This window comes from Promicromonospora kroppenstedtii, assembly GCF_044389675.1.
Classification (GTDB): Bacteria; Actinomycetota; Actinomycetes; order Actinomycetales; family Cellulomonadaceae; genus Promicromonospora; species Promicromonospora kroppenstedtii.
Map to the genome: position 1 here is coordinate 237,825 of NZ_JBIRYI010000002.1, position 18,142 is coordinate 255,966.

Here is an 18,142-nt window from a genome sequence, read left to right on the forward strand (position 1 = left end):
GCCTGCCCGTGACGGGGGTGTTGCTCGGGTTCGCGATCGTGCTCGTGCTGGTGGGCGTGGGGTTCGTCGCGGCATGGCTGCTGCCCGGCGAGGCCCACGCCATGCAGCGCGGCATCGCGCCGCTGGTGTACTACATCACCAACCCGGCGCTGATGTTCCAGCTCATGTCCGACGCCGACCTGAGCGCCGTGCTGCGCACCTACACCCCGATCGCGCTGATCACGGCGGCCGCCACGGGGCTGCTGTACGCGCTGGTCGCCGGCGGGCTGCTGCGGCGGCCCGCCGGCCCGGTCGCGGCCGGGGCGATGGCCAGCTCGTACGTGAACGCGGGCAACATCGGCGTGCCGATCGCGCTGTACGCGGTGGGAACGGCGGCCCCGGTGGTCTCCGTGCTGATCGCGCAGCTGCTGGTGGTCGCGCCGGTGTACCTGTCGGTGTTCGCCTGGTGCCGGTACCGGGCCGCGCGGGCGGCGCGGTTCGCGGAGGCCGCCGGGGACGCCGTCGTTCCCGGGAGCACCTCCCGCTCGCTGGGCGCGACCCTGGGCCGCTCGCTGGCCAACCCGGTGACGGTCGCGACGGGGCTGGGTCTGCTGGCCGCGGCGGTCTCCCTGGATCTTCCGGTGGTGCTGGCGCAGCCGGTCGAGATGCTGGGTGCGGCGTCGGTGCCGCTGCTCCTGCTGCTGTTCGGCATGTCTCTGCGCGGCCAGCGCCCCCTGGGCCGCGAGGCCCGTGCCGAGGTGGTGCTCGGCACCGTGCTCAAGTCGCTGGTCATGCCGGCGCTGGCCTGGGTGGTGGGCCGGTTCCTGTTCGGGCTGGACGGCCTGGACCTGCTCGGTGTGGTGCTCATGGCGGCGCTGCCCACGGCGCAGAACGTGTTCCTGTTCGCGGGCCACTTCCGCCTGGCGACGACGTCGGTCCGCGACGTCACCCTCCTGAGCATGCTCCTGGCCCTCCCGGCCTCCCTGCTGATCACGCTCCTCCTGGGCTAGGTGCGGCGTCAGGGGCGGGTGATGCCCGTCAGCACGTTCTGCACCAGGGCATCCGCGAACGCCTCCGTGACCGGCTCGTCCGGGACCAGCAGCCGGTGGTAGACCGCGCCCCAGAGCTGGTCGACCACCACCTGCACGTCTACGTCGTCCCGCACCTGCCCCGCCTCCTGCGCCGCCCGCAGCCGCTCGGCCGCGAGCCGCCGCCGCTCGGAGGAGTACAGCGTGCGGTAGGCGACGGCGAGGTCCGGGTCCGTCTGCGACTGGCCGATCAGCTCCGCGAGGATGCGGCCCGCGGGCGTCGTGGTCATGAGGTGCACGAACGCGCGGAGCTGGTCGCGCAGATCGGCGCGGATGTCGCCCGTGTCGGGGAAGGCGAGCGTGTGCTGCACCGCGTGGAAGTAGCCGTCCAGGGCCAGCGCGCCCTTGGAGGGCCACCACTTGTACAGCGTCGTCTTGCTGACGCCGGACAGGCGCGCGACCCGCTCGAACGTCAGGTCGGCGATGCCCTCGGCCAGCAGCAGCTCGCCGGCGGTGCGCAGCACGTCGGCACGCACCTCGTCGGCGGGCCGCCGCCCGCGGCCCCGGCCGCGGGCGGGTGCCTGCTCGGTGCCGGCCGCCGTCGCCTGCTCGCTCATGTGCCCTCCTCCAGTTCCCCTGCCAGGGCTGCGCGCCAGTGTAGATGCGGGCGGGCGCCCCTCCGCTCGGTCGGTAGGACGTCAGGTGATCGGTCGCCCGGGTTGCCGATCATCTGACATCCTGCCGACCATCCGGAGGCGCAGCGCCCGCGCCCGCGCTCGCCGCCGCGACCGTCAGCAGGTCGGCCAGGCCTACCCGGGTCAGGAACTCGGCTCGGGTGTGGTCCGCGAGGTCCGAGACCGCCTCGGAGCCGTCGTCGGCCGGGTCGATGTGTACCCGGTAGGGCCGCTGCCCGGCGGGCAGGGCCACGATGCGCGCGATCTCGTCCGAGACGAGCGACACGTCGGCGTCGGGGGCCAGGGCTGCCAGCTTCTCCGCGACCTGGCCCATCAGTCCGGCGTACCGGGTCTCGTAGTCGGCCTCCACCGCGGCGTCGGCCGGGTGCCCGGCGTGCGCGAAGTGGTTGGTGCCGCTCGTGAACGAGCCCGGCACCACGATCGACGTCTCGACGCCCCAGCGGGCCAGCTCCGCGGCGTAGGAGACCGCGAGGGAGTCCATGCCCGCCTTGGCCGCGAAGTAGGGCGCGAGGTACGGCGGGGTGCCGCCCTTGACGCTGGAGCTGGACACCCAGATCACGAGCCCCGCGCCGCGCCGACGCATGCCGGGCAGGACCGCCCGGTTCACACGCTGGGTGGACAGCACGTTGACGTCGTAGAGCTGCGCGAGCTGATCCGGCGTGAACGCCTCGGCCGGCCCGACCACCATGTGCCCGGCGTTGTGGACCAGCACGTCGATCCGGCCGTGCTCGGCCTCGATCTGCGTGACGGCCCGGTCGACCGACTCCTGCGAGCTCACGTCGAGCTCGATCGCCCGCAGGTCGGCGTCGTGCTCGCTCGCCCAGGCCGCGGTGGCGTCGACCTGTGGCGCGTTGCGCCCCTCGGTCTGCCGCATCCCCGCGTACACGGTGTGGCCCGCGGCGGCCAGGGCGCGCGCCGTCAGCGCCCCGAACCCGCTCGACGCCCCGGTGATGACGACGACGGCGCTCATGCCAGACCCCCGTTGGTGTAGATGACCTGGCCGTTGACCCAGCGCGCGGGCCCGGCCAGGAAGGCGACCGACTCGGCGATGTCCTCGGGCTGGCCGAGGCGCTCGAGCGGCACGGCGTTCGCCAGGTTCGAGATGGTCTGCTCGTCCTTGCCGTTCAGGAACAGCGGGGTGGCCGTGGGGCCGGGAGCCACCACGTTCACGGTGATGTCCTTGCCGCGCAGCTCGCGGGCCAGGATCAGGGTCATTCCCTCGACGGCGGCCTTGCTGGCCACGTACGGCGCGTAGTTCGGGAACTGGGTCCGGGCCACCGACGTCGAGAAGTTGATCAGCGCGCCGCCGGCGCGCAGGCGGTTCGCGGCGAGCTGGGCGACGACGAACGTGCCGCGGATGTTGGTGCGGTGCATGCGGTCGAGGTCGTCGAGGTCGAAGGTCGCGACCGGGCCCAGGATCATGATCCCGGCCGTGTTGACGACGACGTCGACGCCTCCGAACGCCGCCTCCGTCGCGTCGAAGGCGGCCGCCATCGCGGCCTCGTCCGCGACGTCCCCGCCGACGGTGATCGCACGGCCGCCGGCGGCCTGGACCTCGGCCACGACCTCGTCGGCCCGGGCCTGGTTGCCCGCGTAGTGGACGGCGACGGCGTAGCCGTCGGCGGCGAGGCGTGCGACGACGGCGCGGCCGATGCCGCCGGACCCGCCGGTGACGAGCGCGACGCGTGGGGTGCTGGTGCTGGTGGTGCTCACGGGATACTCCCTGGTCGATGTGGACTGTGCGTTCATATAAACACACAAGTGCACGCCGCGTCCATATATTCCCGCGACCGTCGCCTGGCACACGAAAAAGGACGACGGCCGGGCGCCCCCAGAGCAGCCCGGCCGTCGTCAGTCAGTGGGAATCGGTCAGACGGGTTCCGCCACCTTCGCCCGGCGGCTGTCGGCGCGCTCGGTGTCGTCGCCGGTGGTGTCGGCGGCGTCGTCCCCCGGGCCGTGGAGGTCGTCCGCGGCGGCCTCGTCGAACGGGAGGTGGCCCGAGAGCACCTCGTCGACGCGGGCCCGGTCGATCTCCTTGGTCCAGGTGCCGATGATCACCGTGGCCACGGCGTTGCCCGTGAAGTTGGTCAGCGCGCGGGCCTCGGACATGAACCGGTCGATGCCGACCACGATGCCCACGCCGTCGACCAGGTCGGGGCGGTAGGTCTGCAGGCCGCCCGCGAGGGTGGCCAGGCCGGCGCCGGTGACGCCGGCGGCGCCCTTGGACGCGATGATCATGAACGCGAGCATGCCGATCTGCTCCGGCACCGACAGCGGCGTGCCCATCGCGGAGGCGATGAACAGCGACGCCATGGTCAGGTAGATCGCGGTGCCGTCCAGGTTGAACGAGTAGCCGGTCGGCACCGTGATACCCACCACCGGCTTGGACACGCCCAGGTGCTCCATCTTGGCGATCAGGCGCGGCAGGGCCGCCTCGGACGACGAGGTGCTGACGATCAGCAGGTACTCGCGCGCCAGGTACTTCATGAGCGAGAAGATGTTCACGCGGGCCACGAACCACAGCACGGCGCCCAGCACCACTGCGATGAACACGATGCAGGTGAGGTAGAACCCGATCATCAGCGTGCCGAGCGCGACGACGGCGCCCCAGCCGGTCTCGCCGACGACGCCCGCGATGGCGCCGAACGCACCCACGGGGGCGACCCAGAGGATCATCGTCAGGACGCGGAAAACGATCGCCTGGATCATGCGGATGGCGTCGAGCGCGGGCTTGCCGCGCGCGCCGAGCTGCTGGATGGCAAACCCGACGAGCAGGGCCACGAACAGGGTCTGCAGCACCGACTCGCCGGTGAGCGGCGAGACGAGCGTGGTGGGGATGATGCCGAGCACGAAGTCGACCAGGCCCTCGGCCTCGCCCTCCGCCTCGTAGCTGGCCCCAGCGATGTTCAGGCCCTCGCCCGGGTGCAGCACGTTGCCGACGACCAGGCCGATGAACAGCGCGAACGTGGACATCACGAGGAAGTAGAGCAGCGCCAGCCCGCCGACCCGGCCCACGGTGGCGGCCTTCGCGATCGAGCCGATGCCCAGCACGATGGTGCAGAAGATGACCGGCGAGATCATCATCTTGATCAGGGCCACGAACCCGGTGCCGAGCGGCTTCAGCGCCACTCCGGTCTCCGGGGAGGCCAGGCCCACGATGACGCCGGCGACGACGGCGACGATCACCGCGATGTACAGGTAGTGACTCTTGTCGAGCCGGCGGCGCGGGGTGGTCCCGGCACCGGCGGACTGTGTTTCCGCCATGGGTGTGTTCCTCTCACAACGCTGTGTGGTCAGCGACAAGAGTGCTGGTGGCGGCGGCGAACCCCACCATTGCGTACATAGTGTTCTCGACGTGGTCCCGGGCGGGACGCGGGCGGGTCACAATGGGTCCCGTGGCGCAGCGGCGGGGTGCGAGTATCGCGAGGTGGTTCCTCGCCGTGCACACGGCACTCCTGTTCGCCGGCGCGGTCATCGTGTTCGGGCTGCTGGCGCTCGACGCCCGGTCGTCGGCGGAGTCGCACGCCGCGAAGGAGAGCACAGACCTGGCGGCCACGGTCGCGGCGGAGTCGCTGGTGATCGACACGGTCGCGAAGGCGCACGCCGCCGCCGGCACGGACCGGGAGGGCACCGTCGCCGAGGTCTCCGCCCTGCTGCAGCCGTACGCCGAGCGCGTCATGGCGACCACGGAGATCGACTACCTGACCGTGATGGACACCGACCGCACCCGGTACACCCACCGCAACACGTGGCAGATCGGCCGCGAGTTCGTGGGCACCACCGCGCCGGCGCTGCGGGGCGAGACGTTCACGGAGGTCTACGACGGCACGCTCGGCCCGTCGGTGCGCGCCGTGGTGCCCGTGGTGACCGACGACGGCGAGGTGGTCGGCATGGTCTCGGCCGGGGTCACGCTCGACCGGCTGTGGGACAGCATCGTGCCGCGCCTGGTGATCGTGGGCGTCGGCACCCTCCTGGCGTTCGGCACGGGCGCCGTCGCCGCGACGCTGCTGGCCCGGCGGCTGGACCGGATCACGGAGAGCAAGGGCCCCGACGAGCTGGCCCACCTGTTCACCGCGCACGAGGCGGTGCTGCACTCCGTCGAGGAGGGCATGCTCCTGGTCGAGGACGGCACGGTGGTGCTGGCCAACGACGAGGCGCTGCGCCTGCTGGACGTCCCGGACCTCACGGCCCCGTTCGCGGTGGCCGACCCGCGCCTGTCCCCCGCCGTCCGCGACCTGCTGGGCGGCGCCGCGCCGGAGGGGCCGGTCCGCGTGGGCGACCGCGTGCTGCTCGTGGGCCGCGACACCGCGGCGGCGGCCGGGCGCAACGTCGGCGAGGTGGTCTCGCTGCGCGACCGGACCGAACTGCAGCGCGTGACGGGCGAGCTGTCGTCGGTGCGCACCATCTCCGAGGCGCTGCGCGCCCAGACCCACGACTTCAGCAACCGCCTGCACACCATCGCCACGCTCATCGAGCTGGGCCGCAGCGACGAGGCGCTGCGGTTCGTGGCCGGCGAGCGCGACCTGGGCCAGCGGCTCACCGACCGCGTGGTCCAGGCGATCGAGGAGCCGGTGATCGCCGCGCTCGTGCTGGGCAAGGCCGCCCAGGCCCGCGAGCGCGCCGTCGAGATGCACTTCGAGACGCACCTGACGCCGGGCACGCACTGGCTGGAGCCAGTGGACGTGGTCACGATCCTGGGCAACCTGATCGACAACGGGATCGACGCCGCGGCCGCGCACGCGCTGGACCTCGCCCGGCAGGACACCGGCCCGGACGGCGCCGGGCAGGCCCCGGAGGCGTGGGTGGAGATCTACCTCGCCAACGGCGACGACGGCTCGCTGGTGTTCCAGGTGTCCGACAGCGGCGCGGGCATCGCGGACGCCGACCTGGACCGCATCTTCGACCAGGGCTGGAGCACCAAGGACGCCGTGGCGGGCGGGCGCGGCTACGGCCTGGCGCTCGTGCGGCAGGTGGTGGAGAGCTTCGGCGGCGACATCGAGGTCTCCCGCGGCGCGGGCACCGGGGCCGTCTTCACGGTCACGCTGCCCCGGCCCGACGCCGTCGGGCAGGCGGCCCCGCCCGCCGAGGTGCCCGCGTGATCCGGGTGCTGGTCGTGGAGGACGACCCGCACACGGCCGAGGCGCACGGCGAGTACGTGCGCCGGGTGGATGGGTTCGAGCTGGCCGGGGTGGTGCACACCGCGAGCGAGACCGTGCGCGCGCTGCGCGACGCCCAGGCGGCCGGCGACGAGGTGCACCTGCTCCTGCTGGACATGAACCTGCCCGACCGGCACGGCCTCGTGCTGTGCCGGCAGCTGCGCGCGGCGGGCCTGGTGGTGGACGTGATCGCCGTGACCGCGGCCCGCGAGCTGGAGGTGGTGCGCGAGGCGGTCGCCGTCGGCGTCGTGCAGTACCTGATCAAGCCGTTCGCGTTCGGGCTGTTCGCCGAGAAGCTCGGCGCGTACCGCAAGTACTTCGACCAGATGCGCTCGCCCGTCTCGACGATGAGCCAGCGCGAGGTGGACACCGCTTTCGCCGCGCTGCGCACCTCCAACGCCGCGGGGCTGCCCAAGGGCCTGTCGCAGGAGACGCTCGACACCGTGTCCGACCTGCTGGCCCGGGCGGCCGGGCCGCTGTCGGCGAGCGAGGTGGCCGACGAGCTGCACCTGGCGCGGATCACGGCCCGCCGGTACCTGGAGTTCCTGGCCGACCGCGGCGTCGCGACCCGCGCGCCCCGGTACGGCACGCGCGGCCGGCCGGAGCTGGAGTACGCCCGGCAGCGCGCCGACTCGCTGTGAGCCCGACCCGCCGTGAGCCCGATCCCCTTTGAGGCCGGCTCCTGGGCGGCCGATCCCTTTGAGGCCTAAGTTTCTTCGCTTTGAGCCAGCTCAAAGCGAAGAAACTTAGGCCTCAAAGGGACGGAGAAGTCAGCGCCCGACGGCGGCCGTCAGCCGGTCGATGAAGTCGCGCTCACCCGCGGAGACCAGCACGCGCTTGCTGAAGAAGCCGCCCTCCTTGGTGCCGGCGGCCTCGGCGACCTCCTCGGCGATCCGCAGGATCCAGTCGGCGTAGGCCTCGACGTCGGCGGCGTCCGCGCGCTCGCGGAGCACCTTGACCGAGGCGCTGGTCAGCTCGACCGCGCGGGCCGTCTCGCCCTCGGGGTCCGGCCGCGCGCCCTCGGTGGCCGCACGGTCGGTGGCGGCGGCAGCGGGGGCGGCGCCGACCTGTGACGCGGGGTTGCGGACGGCCTCTGCCCCGGCCGCGTCCTGCTCGCCCAGCCGGGCGCGCATCGCGACCGCGACCGCGCGGACGAAGTCGTTCTCGTGCTCCTGCGCCTCCCGGAACACCTTGGCTCCCGAGGCCATCTCCTTGAAGAACTGGATCGCCCCGGGCTGCCCGTCGGCGAGGGTCGCGCCCTTCAGCACGGCACCCGGTGCGTCCAGGATCTGGTCGAGCTCGTCATCGGTGAAGTCGGACAGGTTCGTCATGCGCACGCTCTCTGTTGGTGTCGAGTCCTCGGGCAACGCATCAACATACTGTGCGGTTCCCCTGCCGTGCGCCCCCTTCTCGCAGGTCAGGCGACAGGTCAGGCGACAGGTCGGGCACCGGGTCGGTCCGGCACGGCCGCGGCGTAGCGCGCACCCATCTCCCGCGTGGCCGCGACCAGCTCGGGCGGCCCCACCACCTCGAAGGGCACGCCGAAGACGCCGAACCGGCCGGCCAGCCCGGCCCAGGACCACGAGCCGAGCACCACGCGGCACCGGGGCTCGCCGTCGACGTCCGGCAGCGGCTCGCACAGCCCGTAGGTGCCGACCCAGGGAGCGAGGTCGGCGGCGCGCGCGTGCAGCACCGCCTCGCCCCGCACCGGTGAGCGCGAGCCGCTGATCCGGGAGCCCACGAAGGCGGCGACGTCGCCTCCGGGCACCTCCCGCCGGACGAACCGCGGGCCGGTGCCCGAGCGCAGCGTGAGGCGGTCCACCCGGAACAGCCGCCAGTCGTCGCGGTCCAGGTCGAACGCGACCAGGTACCAGCGCCCCTCGGAGGTGACCAGGTGGTGCGGCTCGACCCGGCGCGGCGGCCGGAACGCGGCGTCGCCCTCCCCGACGGTGGCCATGGTGCCGCCCTCGTAGTCGAACCGGACGACCTCGCGCGCCTGGCACGCGGAGCCGAGCGACAGCAGCAGGTCGGGGTCCACCTCCGGTTCCGCGGGCCCGGTCCGACGCCGCACCGTGGTCACCTCGAGTGCGTCCAGGCGCGCCCGCAGCCGGGCCGGCATGACCTGCCGGATGGTCGCCAGTGCCCGCAGCGCGCCCTCCTCGGCTCCGGGAATGGCGCCGGTGCGCAGCGCGACGGCGACGGCGACCGCCTGCTCGTCGTCGAACAGCAGCGGGGGCAGCTCGGCACCGGCATCGAGGCGGTAGCCGCCGTCGGGCCCCTTGGTGGCGGCGACGGGGTAGCCGAGCTCGCGCAGCCGGTCGACGTCGCGCCGCACGGTGCGGGGGCTGACGTCCAGCCGCTCGGCGAGGAGCGCGCCGGGCCAGTCCCGCCGGGCCTGGAGCAGCGACAGGAGGGCGAGGAGGCGTCCGGAGGTCTCGAGCACGGATTCAGGATCGCACGAGGAAGAGGACAGGAACTGACCGCTACCCGCGACAGGCTGTGGGGGTACCGCACGAAGCAGCACGGACCGCAAGAAGGAGACATCGTGATCCGCACCCGAGCGCTCACCAAGGATTTCGTGGTGAGCCGCACCCGCACCGTCCACGCCGTGCGTGGCATCTCGCTCGACGTCGGGCCCGGCGAGCTGGTGGCCGTGCTCGGCCCCAACGGCGCAGGCAAGACCACGACGCTGCGCATGCTGACCACGCTCATCCAGCCGACGTCCGGCACCGCCGAGGTGGCCGGGTACGACGTCGTCGAGCGCCCCGACCGGGTCCGCGCCGCCATCGGCTACGTGGGCCAGGGCGGCGCGGGAGGCGCCGCCCAGCACGTCCGCGACGAGCTCGTCACGCAGGGCGAGATCTACGGGCTGGACCGGCGCACCGCGCGCGCCCGGGCCGCCGAGCTGCTGGAGGCGCTGGACCTGACCGAGCAGGCCGACCGCAAGGTGGAGAGCCTGTCCGGCGGGCAGAAGCGTCGCCTCGACGTGGCCGTCGGGCTGGTCCACGAGCCGTCCCTGCTGTTCCTCGACGAGCCGTCGACCGGCCTGGACCCGCACAACCGCGCGAACCTGTGGGAGCACATCCTGCGCATGCGCACCGCGGCCGCCGAGCCGCGGACCATCGTGCTGACCACCCACTACCTCGACGAGGCGGACACGTTCGCCGAACGGGTCATCGTGGTCGACCACGGGCAGGTCATCGCCGACGACACCGCCGACGCCCTGAAGGCCGAGCTGGCCGGCGACCTGGTGACCCTGCGGGTGCGGGCCGAGCACGCCGCGGGCCTCGCGGCGATCGCCGAGCGCGCGCCGGGGACCCGGTCGGTGCACGTGGCGGACGCCTTCGGCGTCCGCACCGTCGAGATCCGCACCGCGGACGGCCCGGGCGCCACACCCGCGCTCCTGCGCGCGGCCGACGCCGCCGGCCTCGAGGTGAGCCGCGTGGACGTGGCCCGGCCCACGCTCGACGACGTGTTCCTCGGCCTGACCGGCCGCAGCCTCCGCGAGACCGGCGTCGACGCCGCCGGGCCGGACGACCCCGCCGACACCCGGACCGCCACCGCCGCACCGATCAAGAAGGAGGTCCCGGCATGAGCGCCGCGACCCTGACCCCCGCCGCACCGACGTCCGCCGGACGCCCTCCGGCTCGCCGCAGCTTCGTGCGGGACACCCGCATCGTGCTGCTCCGCGAGCTGCGCCCCGTGGCACGCGACCCGTTCTCGCTGCTGTTCGGCCTCATCCAGCCGCTCGTGTTCCTCGGGCTGTTCGGTCCACTGCTGGTCGGCTCGGCCGGCGCGACCCTGGGCTCCGACGTCTGGCTGTGGTTCGTGCCCGCCGTGCTCGCGATGACCACACTGTTCGGCAGCTCGGTCACCGGCTCCAACCTCCAGCTCGACATCTCCTCCGGCGTGCACGAGCGGATGCTGGTGACCCCGCTGTCCCGGTCCGCGCAGCTCGTGGGCCGGGCCCTGAAGGAGATGGTGCCGGTCCTGGCCCAGTCCGCGGTGGTGCTGCTCGTCATGCTGCCGTTCGGCCTGCGCCCCGACCCGCTCGGCGCGGTGCTCACCCTGCTGCAGCTCGCCGTGCTCGGTATCGGCGTCGGCGCCCTGTCGTACTCGCTGGCGCTCGCGGTGCGCAAGCAGGAGTGGATGTTCTGGGTGGTGCAGCAGACGGTGCTGTTCCCCGTGATGCTGCTGTCCGGCATGCTGCTGCCGCTGGAGACCGGGCCCGCGTGGATGCGCGCCGTCTCGACGGTCAACCCGCTGCGGTACGTCGTCGACTCCGGGCGAGCGGCGTTCGCGGGCGACCTGGCGTCCTCCGCCGTCGCGTGGGGCTGGGTGGCGGCGGTGGCCACGGCCGCCGTCGGGCTGACGGTCGGGGTACGGGCGATGGTCCGCTCGGCGGACTGACCGCGACGCAATTCCTTTTGAGGCCTAAGTTTCTTCGCTTTGACGTCCGTCAAAGCGAAGAAACCTAGGCTTCGAAGGAGCGGCGCCAGGGTCGGCCGGCCCGCCCGGCAGAATGTCACGAGGCCGTGGCGGGCGTCCCGATCGGCTGACCCCGCCCTCCCGGGCACGGCGAGGTCAGGCCGCCGCCACGTCCAGGGACTTCTCCGCGAAGCGCGGGGCGAAGACACGCTGCATCAGGCGCTTGCCCGTCGCGTTCCCCAGGAGGCTCTGGGTCAGGGTCCTCGCCCGCTTGTCCCGGCGGGACTGCGGTACGAACATCACCAGGTCGCGCCGGCCGTTCTTCTGGTGGGTGGCGATGAAGGGCCGCATCCGCAGCTCCCACTCGCGCAGGGCGCGGGCGGGGTTGCCGGGGTTGCGCTGCAGCACGGTGCCGAGCAGGTCCGCGCCCGCCATGGCGCTGGAGGCGCCCATGCCCGAGAACAGGGTCACGCACCACGCGGAGTCGCCGAGCAGCACCACGCGGCCGGTGTGCCAGCGAGGCATGACCACCTGGTGCACGGAGTCGAACAGCGGATCGTCGGCGGCCTCGAACTGGTCCAGCAGGTTGCCCAGCACGGGCCCGGCGGGCTCCGGGCCGAACGCCTGCCGCAGCGCCTGCGCGGGCGGCTGCCGGAACTGCGCGTCCTCGTCGTCCGTGCGGTAGCTGAACAGGACGGTCGGCTGGTGGTCGGTGAACGGGAACACCCACACCGACCGGCCCGGCTCGGCCAGGACGATGCCGTCGGTGGCCCGGAACCCGGGCACGGGCTCCTTCAGCACCGAGACCCCGATGATGTGGTGGAACGGCCGCAGGTAGTCGGCGTCCGGGCCGAACGCGAGGCGGCGCACCGTGGAGCGCAGGCCGTCGGCGCCGACCACGAGGTCGAACCGCTCGGTGGTCTCGGTACCGCCGGCACCGCCGTCCTGCGTGGTGCGCAGGGTGACGTCGACGCCGTCGGGCCGCTCCTCGATCGCGACCGGACCGGTGCCGTACCGGACGGGTGCGAGCTGTTCGACGACGTCGTACAGCGCGCCCTCGATGTCGCCGCGCAGCACGAGCTGCGGCATGCCCGGCAGGTCGCCGTAGCCCATGCCGGGCCGACGGCGGCCGTCGCGCTCGACGTCGTACGTGATCGTGGCAGGGTCGGTCCGGTTGCCGATGGCGTCCAGCACCCCCAGCCGGGCCGCCGCCGACTGCCCGGTGCCGAACATCCCGACGAAGTACCCGGCGCCGCGACGGGCGGACGCCCGTTCGACCAGCACCGACTCCCAGCCGACGTCGTGCAGGCGCAGGGCCGTGGCCAGTCCTCCGATACCCGTGCCGACCACCAGTGCGCGTGGCTTGCTCATGCCGATCCCTCTCCTCGGACCTCCGGATGACGTGACCCGATTATTGACTGGCATGACATCGCGAGTCAAGAACTCGCGACTAGGATGACCACGTCGCGAGAGGAGGGGTGACGATGGCACGTCCGGTGCAGGACCGTGCGGAAGCGATCCTGACGGCCGCCAGGGAACAGTTCCTCCTGGACGGCTCGGAGCGCACGACGGTCGACGCCGTCGCCGCCCGCGCCGGTGTCGGCAAGGGCACGGTCTTCCTCTACTGGCCCACCAAGGCCCGGCTGCACGACGCCGTGCTGCAGCTCGAGGCCGCCGCGCTCCTGACCTCGCTCGCGGACGAGCTGCGCGCCGGGGCGACCCGCCTGAGCATCGCGCACGTCGTGCGCCGGGAGATCGCAGCCGTGCTCGACATCCCGGGCCTCGCGGCGCAGCGGCTGGGCGAGCCCGACGGCCCGGCGGGCTCGGACGACTTCCCCGGCCCCGCGCTGCACCGCATCGTGTCGATCATGCAGGCACACCATCTGGTGCGCGACACCCCGACCGCCGAGATCGTCACGGCTTTCCAGGCCGTGATGTCTGGTTCCGTCCTGATCGGCCTCGCCGATCCGGAGCGTCAGGGGGTGATCTTGGACGCCGCCGAACGGCTCGTCAGGTCCACCTACGACCGGCCGGACGCCGACCCCGCCGACATCGCCGCAGCCCTGCCGAAGGTGCTGGACGCGCTGGAGGACGCGGTCGACCGGCTCGTCGACCAGGCAGCCCCGGACCGTCCGACGACGGCCGTCCTGCGACCCCGGGAGCGCCCCGCGATCACCCCCGCGTGACCTCGCCGGGCCCGGAACCCGGTCGTAGTGTGCGAGACATGACGGACGCACTCGTACTCGGAGGTGGCGGCGTGGCAGGCGTCGCCTGGGAGCTGGGCGTGCTGCAGGGCATCGCCGACAAGGACCGGGACCTCGCGGCCCGGCTGCTGGGCGCCGACCGGGTCGTCGGCACCTCGGCCGGGTCCGCCGTGGCCGCGCAGATCACGAGCGGCACGCCGCTGGGGGCGCTCTACGAGGCGCAGCTCGCCGACGACGACCTCGACTTCGTGGTCGAGTTCGACGGTCCCGCGATGTTCGCGGGCTGGGCCGCCGCCTTCGAGCCAGCCCCCGACGGCACGCCCCCGGACCCGCTGGAGATCCGGCGCCGGATCGGCGCGATGGCGCTGACCGCGCACACCACGGACGAGGCGACCCGGCTCAAGGAGCACGAGGCGCACCTGCTGAGCACGCGGTGGCCGGACACCGATCTCGCGATCCCCGCCGTCGATGCCGAGTCCGGCGAGCTGAGGGTCTTCCGGCGCGACTCGGGCGTGCGGCTCCTCGACGCCATCGCAGCGAGCTGCGCGGTGCCGGGCGTGTGGCCGCCCGTGACCATCGACGGCCGGCGCTACGTGGACGGCGGCATCCGGTCGGTCGCGAACGTCGACCTGGCCGCGGGCGCCGACCACGTGCTGGTCGTCACGCCGCAGCGTCCGGGGTCGCCGTCGCCGTTCGGCCCCTCGGCGACCGAGCAGGTCGAGGCCCTGGCTCCGGCGAAGGTGCTCATGATCTGCGCCGACGACGCCTCGATGGAGGCGTTCGGCATCAACCCGCTCTCCCCCGAGACCCGGGCGCCGTCGGCCGCCGCGGGGCGTGCGGTCGGCCGGGCACAGGCGGCGGAGCTGGCGGCGCTGTTCGCCTGAGCGGGCTCGGTCCGCCCGGGTGTTCCTCGAAGAACGCGAACGTTGGCGCCCCGGTGTACTCGGGTGCGCCATGCTGGGCACCATGTTCACCAGTACCGACGGGACCATGGACCTGCGAGTCTCCGCGTACGCGGTCATCACCGACGCGGCAGGCCGCATGCTCCTGCCGCACTGGTCCGAGGGCACACACCACGGCTGGACGATGCCCGGCGGCGGCATCGACCCGGGCGAGCACCCGGCCGACGCCGCCGTCCGGGAGGTCTACGAGGAGACTGGTTACCACGTGGAGCTGGACGGGCTGCTGGGCGTCGACAGCATCGTGTTCCCAGCGGCCGAGCGCGTGCACGCGGCGGACCGTCCGGGGCAGGCTCTGCGCATCGTCTACCGGGCGCGCATCACGGGCGGTGAGCTGCGCGTCGAGGAGGACGGCTCCACCGACGGCGTCGCCTGGCACACCCAGGAGGAGATCGACGCGCTCGACCGGGTCGCCCTGGTCGACACCTCCCGCCGCTGGGCAGGCCTGATCCCTTAGGACGTGCAGGCCCTCAGATCACTCTGGTGAACCGCGCGTCGCATCAGGGGCGCACCGACGGCGGGAAGCCCGTCCAGCGCAGGTCACCGGACAGGTGCCCCATGTCGTTGAACAGCACCACCGTGGGCGGCAGGCCGTCGCGGTACTCGATCACGGTCAGCGCCGCGTTGCCGCTGTTCAGGCCCAGCCAGCGGGCCGGCGGCGCGTCGAGCGCGTGCCGCACCAGCCACGCGACTTGGAACGCGTGGGTGACCAGCACCTCGTGCGTCTCGACGTCGGCGGTCCGCGCGAACCGCTCCACCAGCGCCGCGGCGAGCCGCTCGCCGGGGGCACGCTCGGCGTCGTCGAACCCGTCGAAGAAGCCGGCCCAGGCCGGTGGGAGGTCAGGGCCGGACGGGACGAAGGGCACGTGGTCGACGAGCTCGGCCGCCTCGGCGACCGGGACGGCCGGCAGGTGCGTGCCGATCACGCGTGCGCTCGCGGCGGCGCGCGGCAGGGGCGAGTGCCAGACGGCGTCGACCGGGAGCGCCGCGAGCCGTTCGCCGAGCAGGTCGGCCTGCGTGCGGCCGACGTCGGTCAGCTCGCCGAACGCGTCCGCCGCACCGTGCCTGGCCAGGTAGAGATGTCGGGTCGCCATGCGACGAACCTACCGGTCGGGTTCGCGCCGCCGGGACCAGCGCGCTACCCGGCGCGCTGCTCGGTGCGCGGGATGCCGAGGGTCGAGAGAAGGTCCTCGTGCAGCTCCATCCACACGGTGTGGCACGAGCTCAGGCCGGTGCCGGCCACCCACTCCCCCTGGCCGGCGCGCGCCCGGTCGAGCGCTGCGGTGAACCGTGTGTCGTACCCCTCGAACCGCGCCAGCACCGAGGAGAGCGAGGCGACCAGCGGCCTCAGCTCGTCGCGCAGCGTCCCGAGCTCGTCCAGCACGCGCGCGTCCCACTCGGGGTCGGTGTGGTGGTTCGGGGTGAGCCGGTCGTCCTGCTCCGGCAGGAGCTGCCAGTCCGTGCACGCCCGCAGCAACCGGGCGTTCAAGGGCCCGAAGACCTTGTGCGCCCGCTCGACGGCGGCCCGCTCACCCGTCTCCGCCAGCTCCTCGGCCAGACGCCTGTCGTCCTCGGCGCGGCCGCGGTCCGTCAGCGACCAGCCCGCCGTCGCGCCGAACGCGGCACGACGCACCCAGCCGTACGCCTCGTCGTCGAGCAGCAGCTCGTGGGTGTCCGCCCGGTCGAGGCCGAACCGCACGGCGACGGCGTCGTCGTCGGCCATGCCCTGGATCCGCACGGAGTGGAGCACGAGGAGCTCTGGCTGAGAGGATCTGCCGAGCACCGGGATGTGAGCCATAGTGCACCGTGCATCGTGGGGCAGCCGGTGTCAACGCGGGCGAATACGCCCAGGGAGGAAGCCATGACCGACCACCCCGCCACCGAACTGGCTGGTACGCCCGGCAGTCCGGGCCTCGCGTCCGGTCCCGCGCGCGTCGTGCACGGCCCCGACGATTTCACCCGCGTGCGCCCCGGCGACGTCCTCGTGTGCCGGTTCACGGAACCGGCGTGGACCGCCCTGTTCGGCGTCGTGGCCGGCGTGGTCACCGAGACCGGCGGCGTCCTGTCGCACGCGGCGATCGTGGCCCGCGAGCACGGCATCCCCGCCGTCCTGGCCGTGCCCGGCGCCATGAGCACGCTCCGCGACGGCCAGACGATCACCGTCGACGGCGGGGCCGGGCGGGTCGCGGCCTGACCTGACCCGACCTGAGCACCGGTCCGGGGAGCCGTCCAGGGGCAGCCCTACCCATGGGCACCGCGGCGTGCGGCGTGTCAGCCTTCCGGCGTCAGACCAAGAGTCAGACCCAGGATGGAGAGCACCGATGACAGCCAACTCCCCGTTCCCCAGAAGATCCGCCAAGCAGTGGGCGCTCGCCGCGCTGGCTGCGCTCGCCCTGGTCGCCGCACCGGCGTCCGCGGCCACGGCGGCGTCCCTGTCCCCCTCGGACGGCGCCGGTGTGCTGGCGACCGCCCACAAGTCACCGTTCAGCTGCGGCAAGACGTTCTACGCCAACAACTGGAGCGGCGGCCACAGCCCCAACGGCTCCATCGACTGGCAGACCTACGGCAGCGACGCCATCAACGGCGAGACGGTCCGCGCCACGGCAGGTGGCACCGCCACCTTCGACGACGAGGGCGGCACGAGCTACGGCAAGTGGGTGCAGATCGTGCACGGCGACGGCACCCGCACCCGGTACGCCCACCTCGCCACCATGGTGCGCAACCCGGGCCAGACCATGTCGGTCAGCCAGGGCACCGTGATCGGCACCGTCGGCTCCACCGGCGGGTCCAGCGCACCGCACCTGCACTACGAGCAGCGCAACTCCTCCGGTGTGGTCGACACCTCGCCCACGGTCGACGGCGTGACCGTCTCCGTCGGCCAGAAGAAGGCCGTGACCAGCACCAACGGCTGCGGTTCCAGCAACCCGTACACGCCCGTGGAGGTCTGCGGCAGCGGCTTCGCGGTGATCGACCAGGCGGCGCTCGGCTCCGTGGGCCGCACCTACCTGCTGTACAACTCGGGCACCGGCAGCAACTGCGTGGTCACCCTGAAGTCGACCAACCTCGGTACCCCCAGCGCGGTCTCGGCCTTCCTGGAACCGCAGGGCGCCTCGCGCACCACCGACTCGGGGAACTTCGCCTACTACGCGGGCCCGGTCAAGCGGTCGGCGCCCGGCACCTGCGTCAAGTGGGGCGGCTCGGTGGGCTCCACCAGTTACACCAGCCCGTTCGAGCACTGCGGCTGACGCCGGCTCTGCGACACCGAAGGCCCCCGGGTGCACCCCGGGGGCCTTCGGTCGGGACGGCTCAGCCGCCCTTCGGCGGCTCGATCAGGTCCCACGGCATGCCGTACAGGTCCTCGAAGACGGCGACCGTCCCGTACTCCTCGTACCGCGGCTCCTCCCGGAACCGCACGCCTGCCGCGACCATCCGGGCGTGCTGCGCGGCGAAGTCGTCGGTCTCGAGGAAGAACGCGACCTTCCCACCCGCCTGGCGCCCGACGACGTCGTCGGCGCCCGGCAGCGCGAGCACGAGGCCGGTCCCGCCGTCCGTGGGGCCGACGACGACGCGGCGGCGGCCGGCGTCGTTGGTCTCGTCCTCCCGCAGGGCGAAGCCGAGGGCGTCGACGAAGAAGGAGATCGCCTCGTCGTGGTCGCGGACGAGGTAGGTGACATCGGAGAGTCGCAGCACCCC

Annotated in this window: 20 protein-coding genes; 10 read left to right on the forward strand and 10 right to left on the reverse strand. The window is 73.1% G+C overall.

What is annotated here, in order from left to right; genetic code table 11:
* The first annotated feature begins 8 nt into the window (after positions 1-8).
* Positions 9-989, forward strand: coding sequence for an AEC family transporter (locus tag ACH47X_RS04840; RefSeq protein ID WP_397401934.1), 981 nt, complete (start codon positions 9-11; stop codon positions 987-989).
* Between the two features lie 8 nt (positions 990-997).
* On the opposite strand, the gene ACH47X_RS04845 is transcribed toward ACH47X_RS04840, so the two are convergent.
* The 4 genes from ACH47X_RS04845 to ACH47X_RS04860 form a co-directional block, all read right to left on the reverse strand.
* Positions 998-1,624 carry a TetR/AcrR family transcriptional regulator gene (locus ACH47X_RS04845; protein ID WP_397401936.1) on the reverse strand — a complete coding sequence of 209 codons (627 nt, stop codon included), beginning with the start codon at positions 1,622-1,624 and terminating at the stop codon, positions 998-1,000.
* A gap of 109 nt (positions 1,625-1,733) precedes the next feature.
* Positions 1,734-2,672: an SDR family oxidoreductase gene (locus tag ACH47X_RS04850; RefSeq protein ID WP_397401938.1), complete on the reverse strand. Its 939-nt coding sequence runs from the start codon at positions 2,670-2,672 to the stop codon at positions 1,734-1,736.
* On the reverse strand, positions 2,669-3,415 hold the full coding sequence (locus ACH47X_RS04855) for an SDR family oxidoreductase (protein ID WP_397401940.1): 747 nt from the start codon (positions 3,413-3,415) through the stop codon (positions 2,669-2,671). The genes ACH47X_RS04850 and ACH47X_RS04855 overlap by 4 nt, the downstream gene beginning before the upstream one ends.
* A 156-nt stretch (positions 3,416-3,571) precedes the next feature.
* Complete coding sequence (locus ACH47X_RS04860) at positions 3,572-4,966, reverse strand: cation:dicarboxylate symporter family transporter (protein ID WP_397401942.1); 1,395 nt, start codon at positions 4,964-4,966, stop codon at positions 3,572-3,574.
* Positions 4,967-5,097: 131 nt separating this feature from the next.
* Here ACH47X_RS04860 and ACH47X_RS04865 point away from each other — a divergent pair, with 131 nt between their 5' ends.
* Positions 5,098-6,801, forward strand: a complete 1,704-nt coding sequence (locus ACH47X_RS04865) for a sensor histidine kinase (RefSeq protein WP_397401944.1) — start codon at positions 5,098-5,100, stop codon at positions 6,799-6,801.
* Positions 6,798-7,499 carry a response regulator gene (locus ACH47X_RS04870; protein WP_397401946.1) on the forward strand — a complete coding sequence of 234 codons (702 nt, stop codon included), beginning with the start codon at positions 6,798-6,800 and terminating at the stop codon, positions 7,497-7,499. The genes ACH47X_RS04865 and ACH47X_RS04870 overlap by 4 nt, the downstream gene beginning before the upstream one ends.
* A 129-nt stretch (positions 7,500-7,628) precedes the next feature.
* On the opposite strand, the gene ACH47X_RS04875 is transcribed toward ACH47X_RS04870, so the two are convergent.
* Both ACH47X_RS04875 and ACH47X_RS04880 read right to left on the reverse strand, forming a co-directional pair.
* Complete coding sequence (locus ACH47X_RS04875) at positions 7,629-8,189, reverse strand: hypothetical protein (RefSeq protein ID WP_397401948.1); 561 nt, start codon at positions 8,187-8,189, stop codon at positions 7,629-7,631.
* A gap of 98 nt (positions 8,190-8,287) precedes the next feature.
* A complete protein-coding gene (locus tag ACH47X_RS04880) occupies positions 8,288-9,301 on the reverse strand; it encodes a helix-turn-helix transcriptional regulator (RefSeq protein ID WP_397401950.1) in 1,014 nt (337 codons plus the stop codon).
* 102 nt (positions 9,302-9,403) lie between these two features.
* On the opposite strand from ACH47X_RS04880, the gene ACH47X_RS04885 reads away from it, so the two are divergent.
* Positions 9,404-10,453 carry an ATP-binding cassette domain-containing protein gene (locus ACH47X_RS04885; RefSeq protein WP_397401952.1) on the forward strand — a complete coding sequence of 350 codons (1,050 nt, stop codon included), beginning with the start codon at positions 9,404-9,406 and terminating at the stop codon, positions 10,451-10,453.
* Positions 10,450-11,268: an ABC transporter permease gene (locus ACH47X_RS04890; RefSeq protein ID WP_397401954.1), complete on the forward strand. Its 819-nt coding sequence runs from the start codon at positions 10,450-10,452 to the stop codon at positions 11,266-11,268. The genes ACH47X_RS04885 and ACH47X_RS04890 overlap by 4 nt, the downstream gene beginning before the upstream one ends.
* Before the next feature lie 174 nt (positions 11,269-11,442).
* Here the strand turns inward: ACH47X_RS04890 and ACH47X_RS04895 are convergent, their stop codons facing one another.
* The gene (locus ACH47X_RS04895) at positions 11,443-12,657 is read right to left on the reverse strand and encodes an FAD-dependent monooxygenase (RefSeq protein WP_397401956.1); all 1,215 of its coding nucleotides are present in this window, start codon (positions 12,655-12,657) and stop codon (positions 11,443-11,445) included.
* Between the two features lie 113 nt (positions 12,658-12,770).
* On the opposite strand from ACH47X_RS04895, the gene ACH47X_RS04900 reads away from it, so the two are divergent.
* The 3 genes from ACH47X_RS04900 (at position 12,771) to ACH47X_RS04910 (ending at position 14,906) form a co-directional block, all read left to right on the forward strand.
* Positions 12,771-13,472, forward strand: coding sequence for a TetR/AcrR family transcriptional regulator (locus tag ACH47X_RS04900; protein ID WP_397401958.1), 702 nt, complete (start codon positions 12,771-12,773; stop codon positions 13,470-13,472).
* Positions 13,473-13,510: 38 nt separating this feature from the next.
* Positions 13,511-14,374, forward strand: a complete 864-nt coding sequence (locus tag ACH47X_RS04905; protein ID WP_397401960.1) for a patatin-like phospholipase family protein — start codon at positions 13,511-13,513, stop codon at positions 14,372-14,374.
* A gap of 106 nt (positions 14,375-14,480) precedes the next feature.
* The gene (locus ACH47X_RS04910) at positions 14,481-14,906 is read left to right on the forward strand and encodes an NUDIX hydrolase (RefSeq protein ID WP_397402254.1); all 426 of its coding nucleotides are present in this window, start codon (positions 14,481-14,483) and stop codon (positions 14,904-14,906) included.
* Between the two features lie 43 nt (positions 14,907-14,949).
* Here the strand turns inward: ACH47X_RS04910 and ACH47X_RS04915 are convergent, their stop codons facing one another.
* Positions 14,950-15,543: a histidine phosphatase family protein gene (locus tag ACH47X_RS04915; RefSeq protein WP_397401962.1), complete on the reverse strand. Its 594-nt coding sequence runs from the start codon at positions 15,541-15,543 to the stop codon at positions 14,950-14,952.
* Positions 15,544-15,587: 44 nt separating this feature from the next.
* Positions 15,588-16,247: a transcriptional regulator gene (locus ACH47X_RS04920; RefSeq protein ID WP_397401964.1), complete on the reverse strand. Its 660-nt coding sequence runs from the start codon at positions 16,245-16,247 to the stop codon at positions 15,588-15,590.
* A 63-nt stretch (positions 16,248-16,310) separates the two neighbouring features.
* Between ACH47X_RS04920 and ACH47X_RS04925 the strand changes: the two genes are divergently transcribed.
* Positions 16,311-16,643, forward strand: coding sequence for a PEP-utilizing enzyme (locus ACH47X_RS04925; protein ID WP_036965515.1), 333 nt, complete (start codon positions 16,311-16,313; stop codon positions 16,641-16,643).
* Between the two features lie 127 nt (positions 16,644-16,770).
* On the forward strand, positions 16,771-17,694 hold the full coding sequence (locus ACH47X_RS04930) for a M23 family metallopeptidase (RefSeq protein WP_397401966.1): 924 nt from the start codon (positions 16,771-16,773) through the stop codon (positions 17,692-17,694).
* A 61-nt stretch (positions 17,695-17,755) separates the two neighbouring features.
* Here ACH47X_RS04930 and ACH47X_RS04935 read toward each other — a convergent pair whose 3' ends face one another.
* A complete protein-coding gene (locus ACH47X_RS04935; RefSeq protein WP_397401968.1) occupies positions 17,756-18,139 on the reverse strand; it encodes a VOC family protein in 384 nt (127 codons plus the stop codon).
* Positions 18,140-18,142: the final 3 nt, after the last annotated feature.

Coding starts and splice junctions, on each gene's coding strand:
- ACH47X_RS04850 (WP_397401938.1), bottom strand. CDS start 2,672: ATGAGCGCCGTCGTCGTCATCACCGGGGCGTCGAGCGGGTTCGGGGCG.
- ACH47X_RS04875 (WP_397401948.1), bottom strand. CDS start 8,189: ATGACGAACCTGTCCGACTTCACCGATGACGAGCTCGACCAGATCCTG.
- ACH47X_RS04910 (WP_397402254.1), top strand. CDS start 14,481: ATGGACCTGCGAGTCTCCGCGTACGCGGTCATCACCGACGCGGCAGGC.
- ACH47X_RS04845 (WP_397401936.1), bottom strand. CDS start 1,624: ATGAGCGAGCAGGCGACGGCGGCCGGCACCGAGCAGGCACCCGCCCGC.
- ACH47X_RS04900 (WP_397401958.1), top strand. CDS start 12,771: ATGGCACGTCCGGTGCAGGACCGTGCGGAAGCGATCCTGACGGCCGCC.
- ACH47X_RS04860 (WP_397401942.1), bottom strand. CDS start 4,966: ATGGCGGAAACACAGTCCGCCGGTGCCGGGACCACCCCGCGCCGCCGG.
- ACH47X_RS04895 (WP_397401956.1), bottom strand. CDS start 12,657: ATGAGCAAGCCACGCGCACTGGTGGTCGGCACGGGTATCGGAGGACTG.
- ACH47X_RS04925 (WP_036965515.1), top strand. CDS start 16,311: ATGACCGACCACCCCGCCACCGAACTGGCTGGTACGCCCGGCAGTCCG.
- ACH47X_RS04915 (WP_397401962.1), bottom strand. CDS start 15,543: ATGGCGACCCGACATCTCTACCTGGCCAGGCACGGTGCGGCGGACGCG.
- ACH47X_RS04905 (WP_397401960.1), top strand. CDS start 13,511: ATGACGGACGCACTCGTACTCGGAGGTGGCGGCGTGGCAGGCGTCGCC.
- ACH47X_RS04930 (WP_397401966.1), top strand. CDS start 16,771: ATGACAGCCAACTCCCCGTTCCCCAGAAGATCCGCCAAGCAGTGGGCG.
- ACH47X_RS04890 (WP_397401954.1), top strand. CDS start 10,450: ATGAGCGCCGCGACCCTGACCCCCGCCGCACCGACGTCCGCCGGACGC.
- ACH47X_RS04920 (WP_397401964.1), bottom strand. CDS start 16,247: ATGGCTCACATCCCGGTGCTCGGCAGATCCTCTCAGCCAGAGCTCCTC.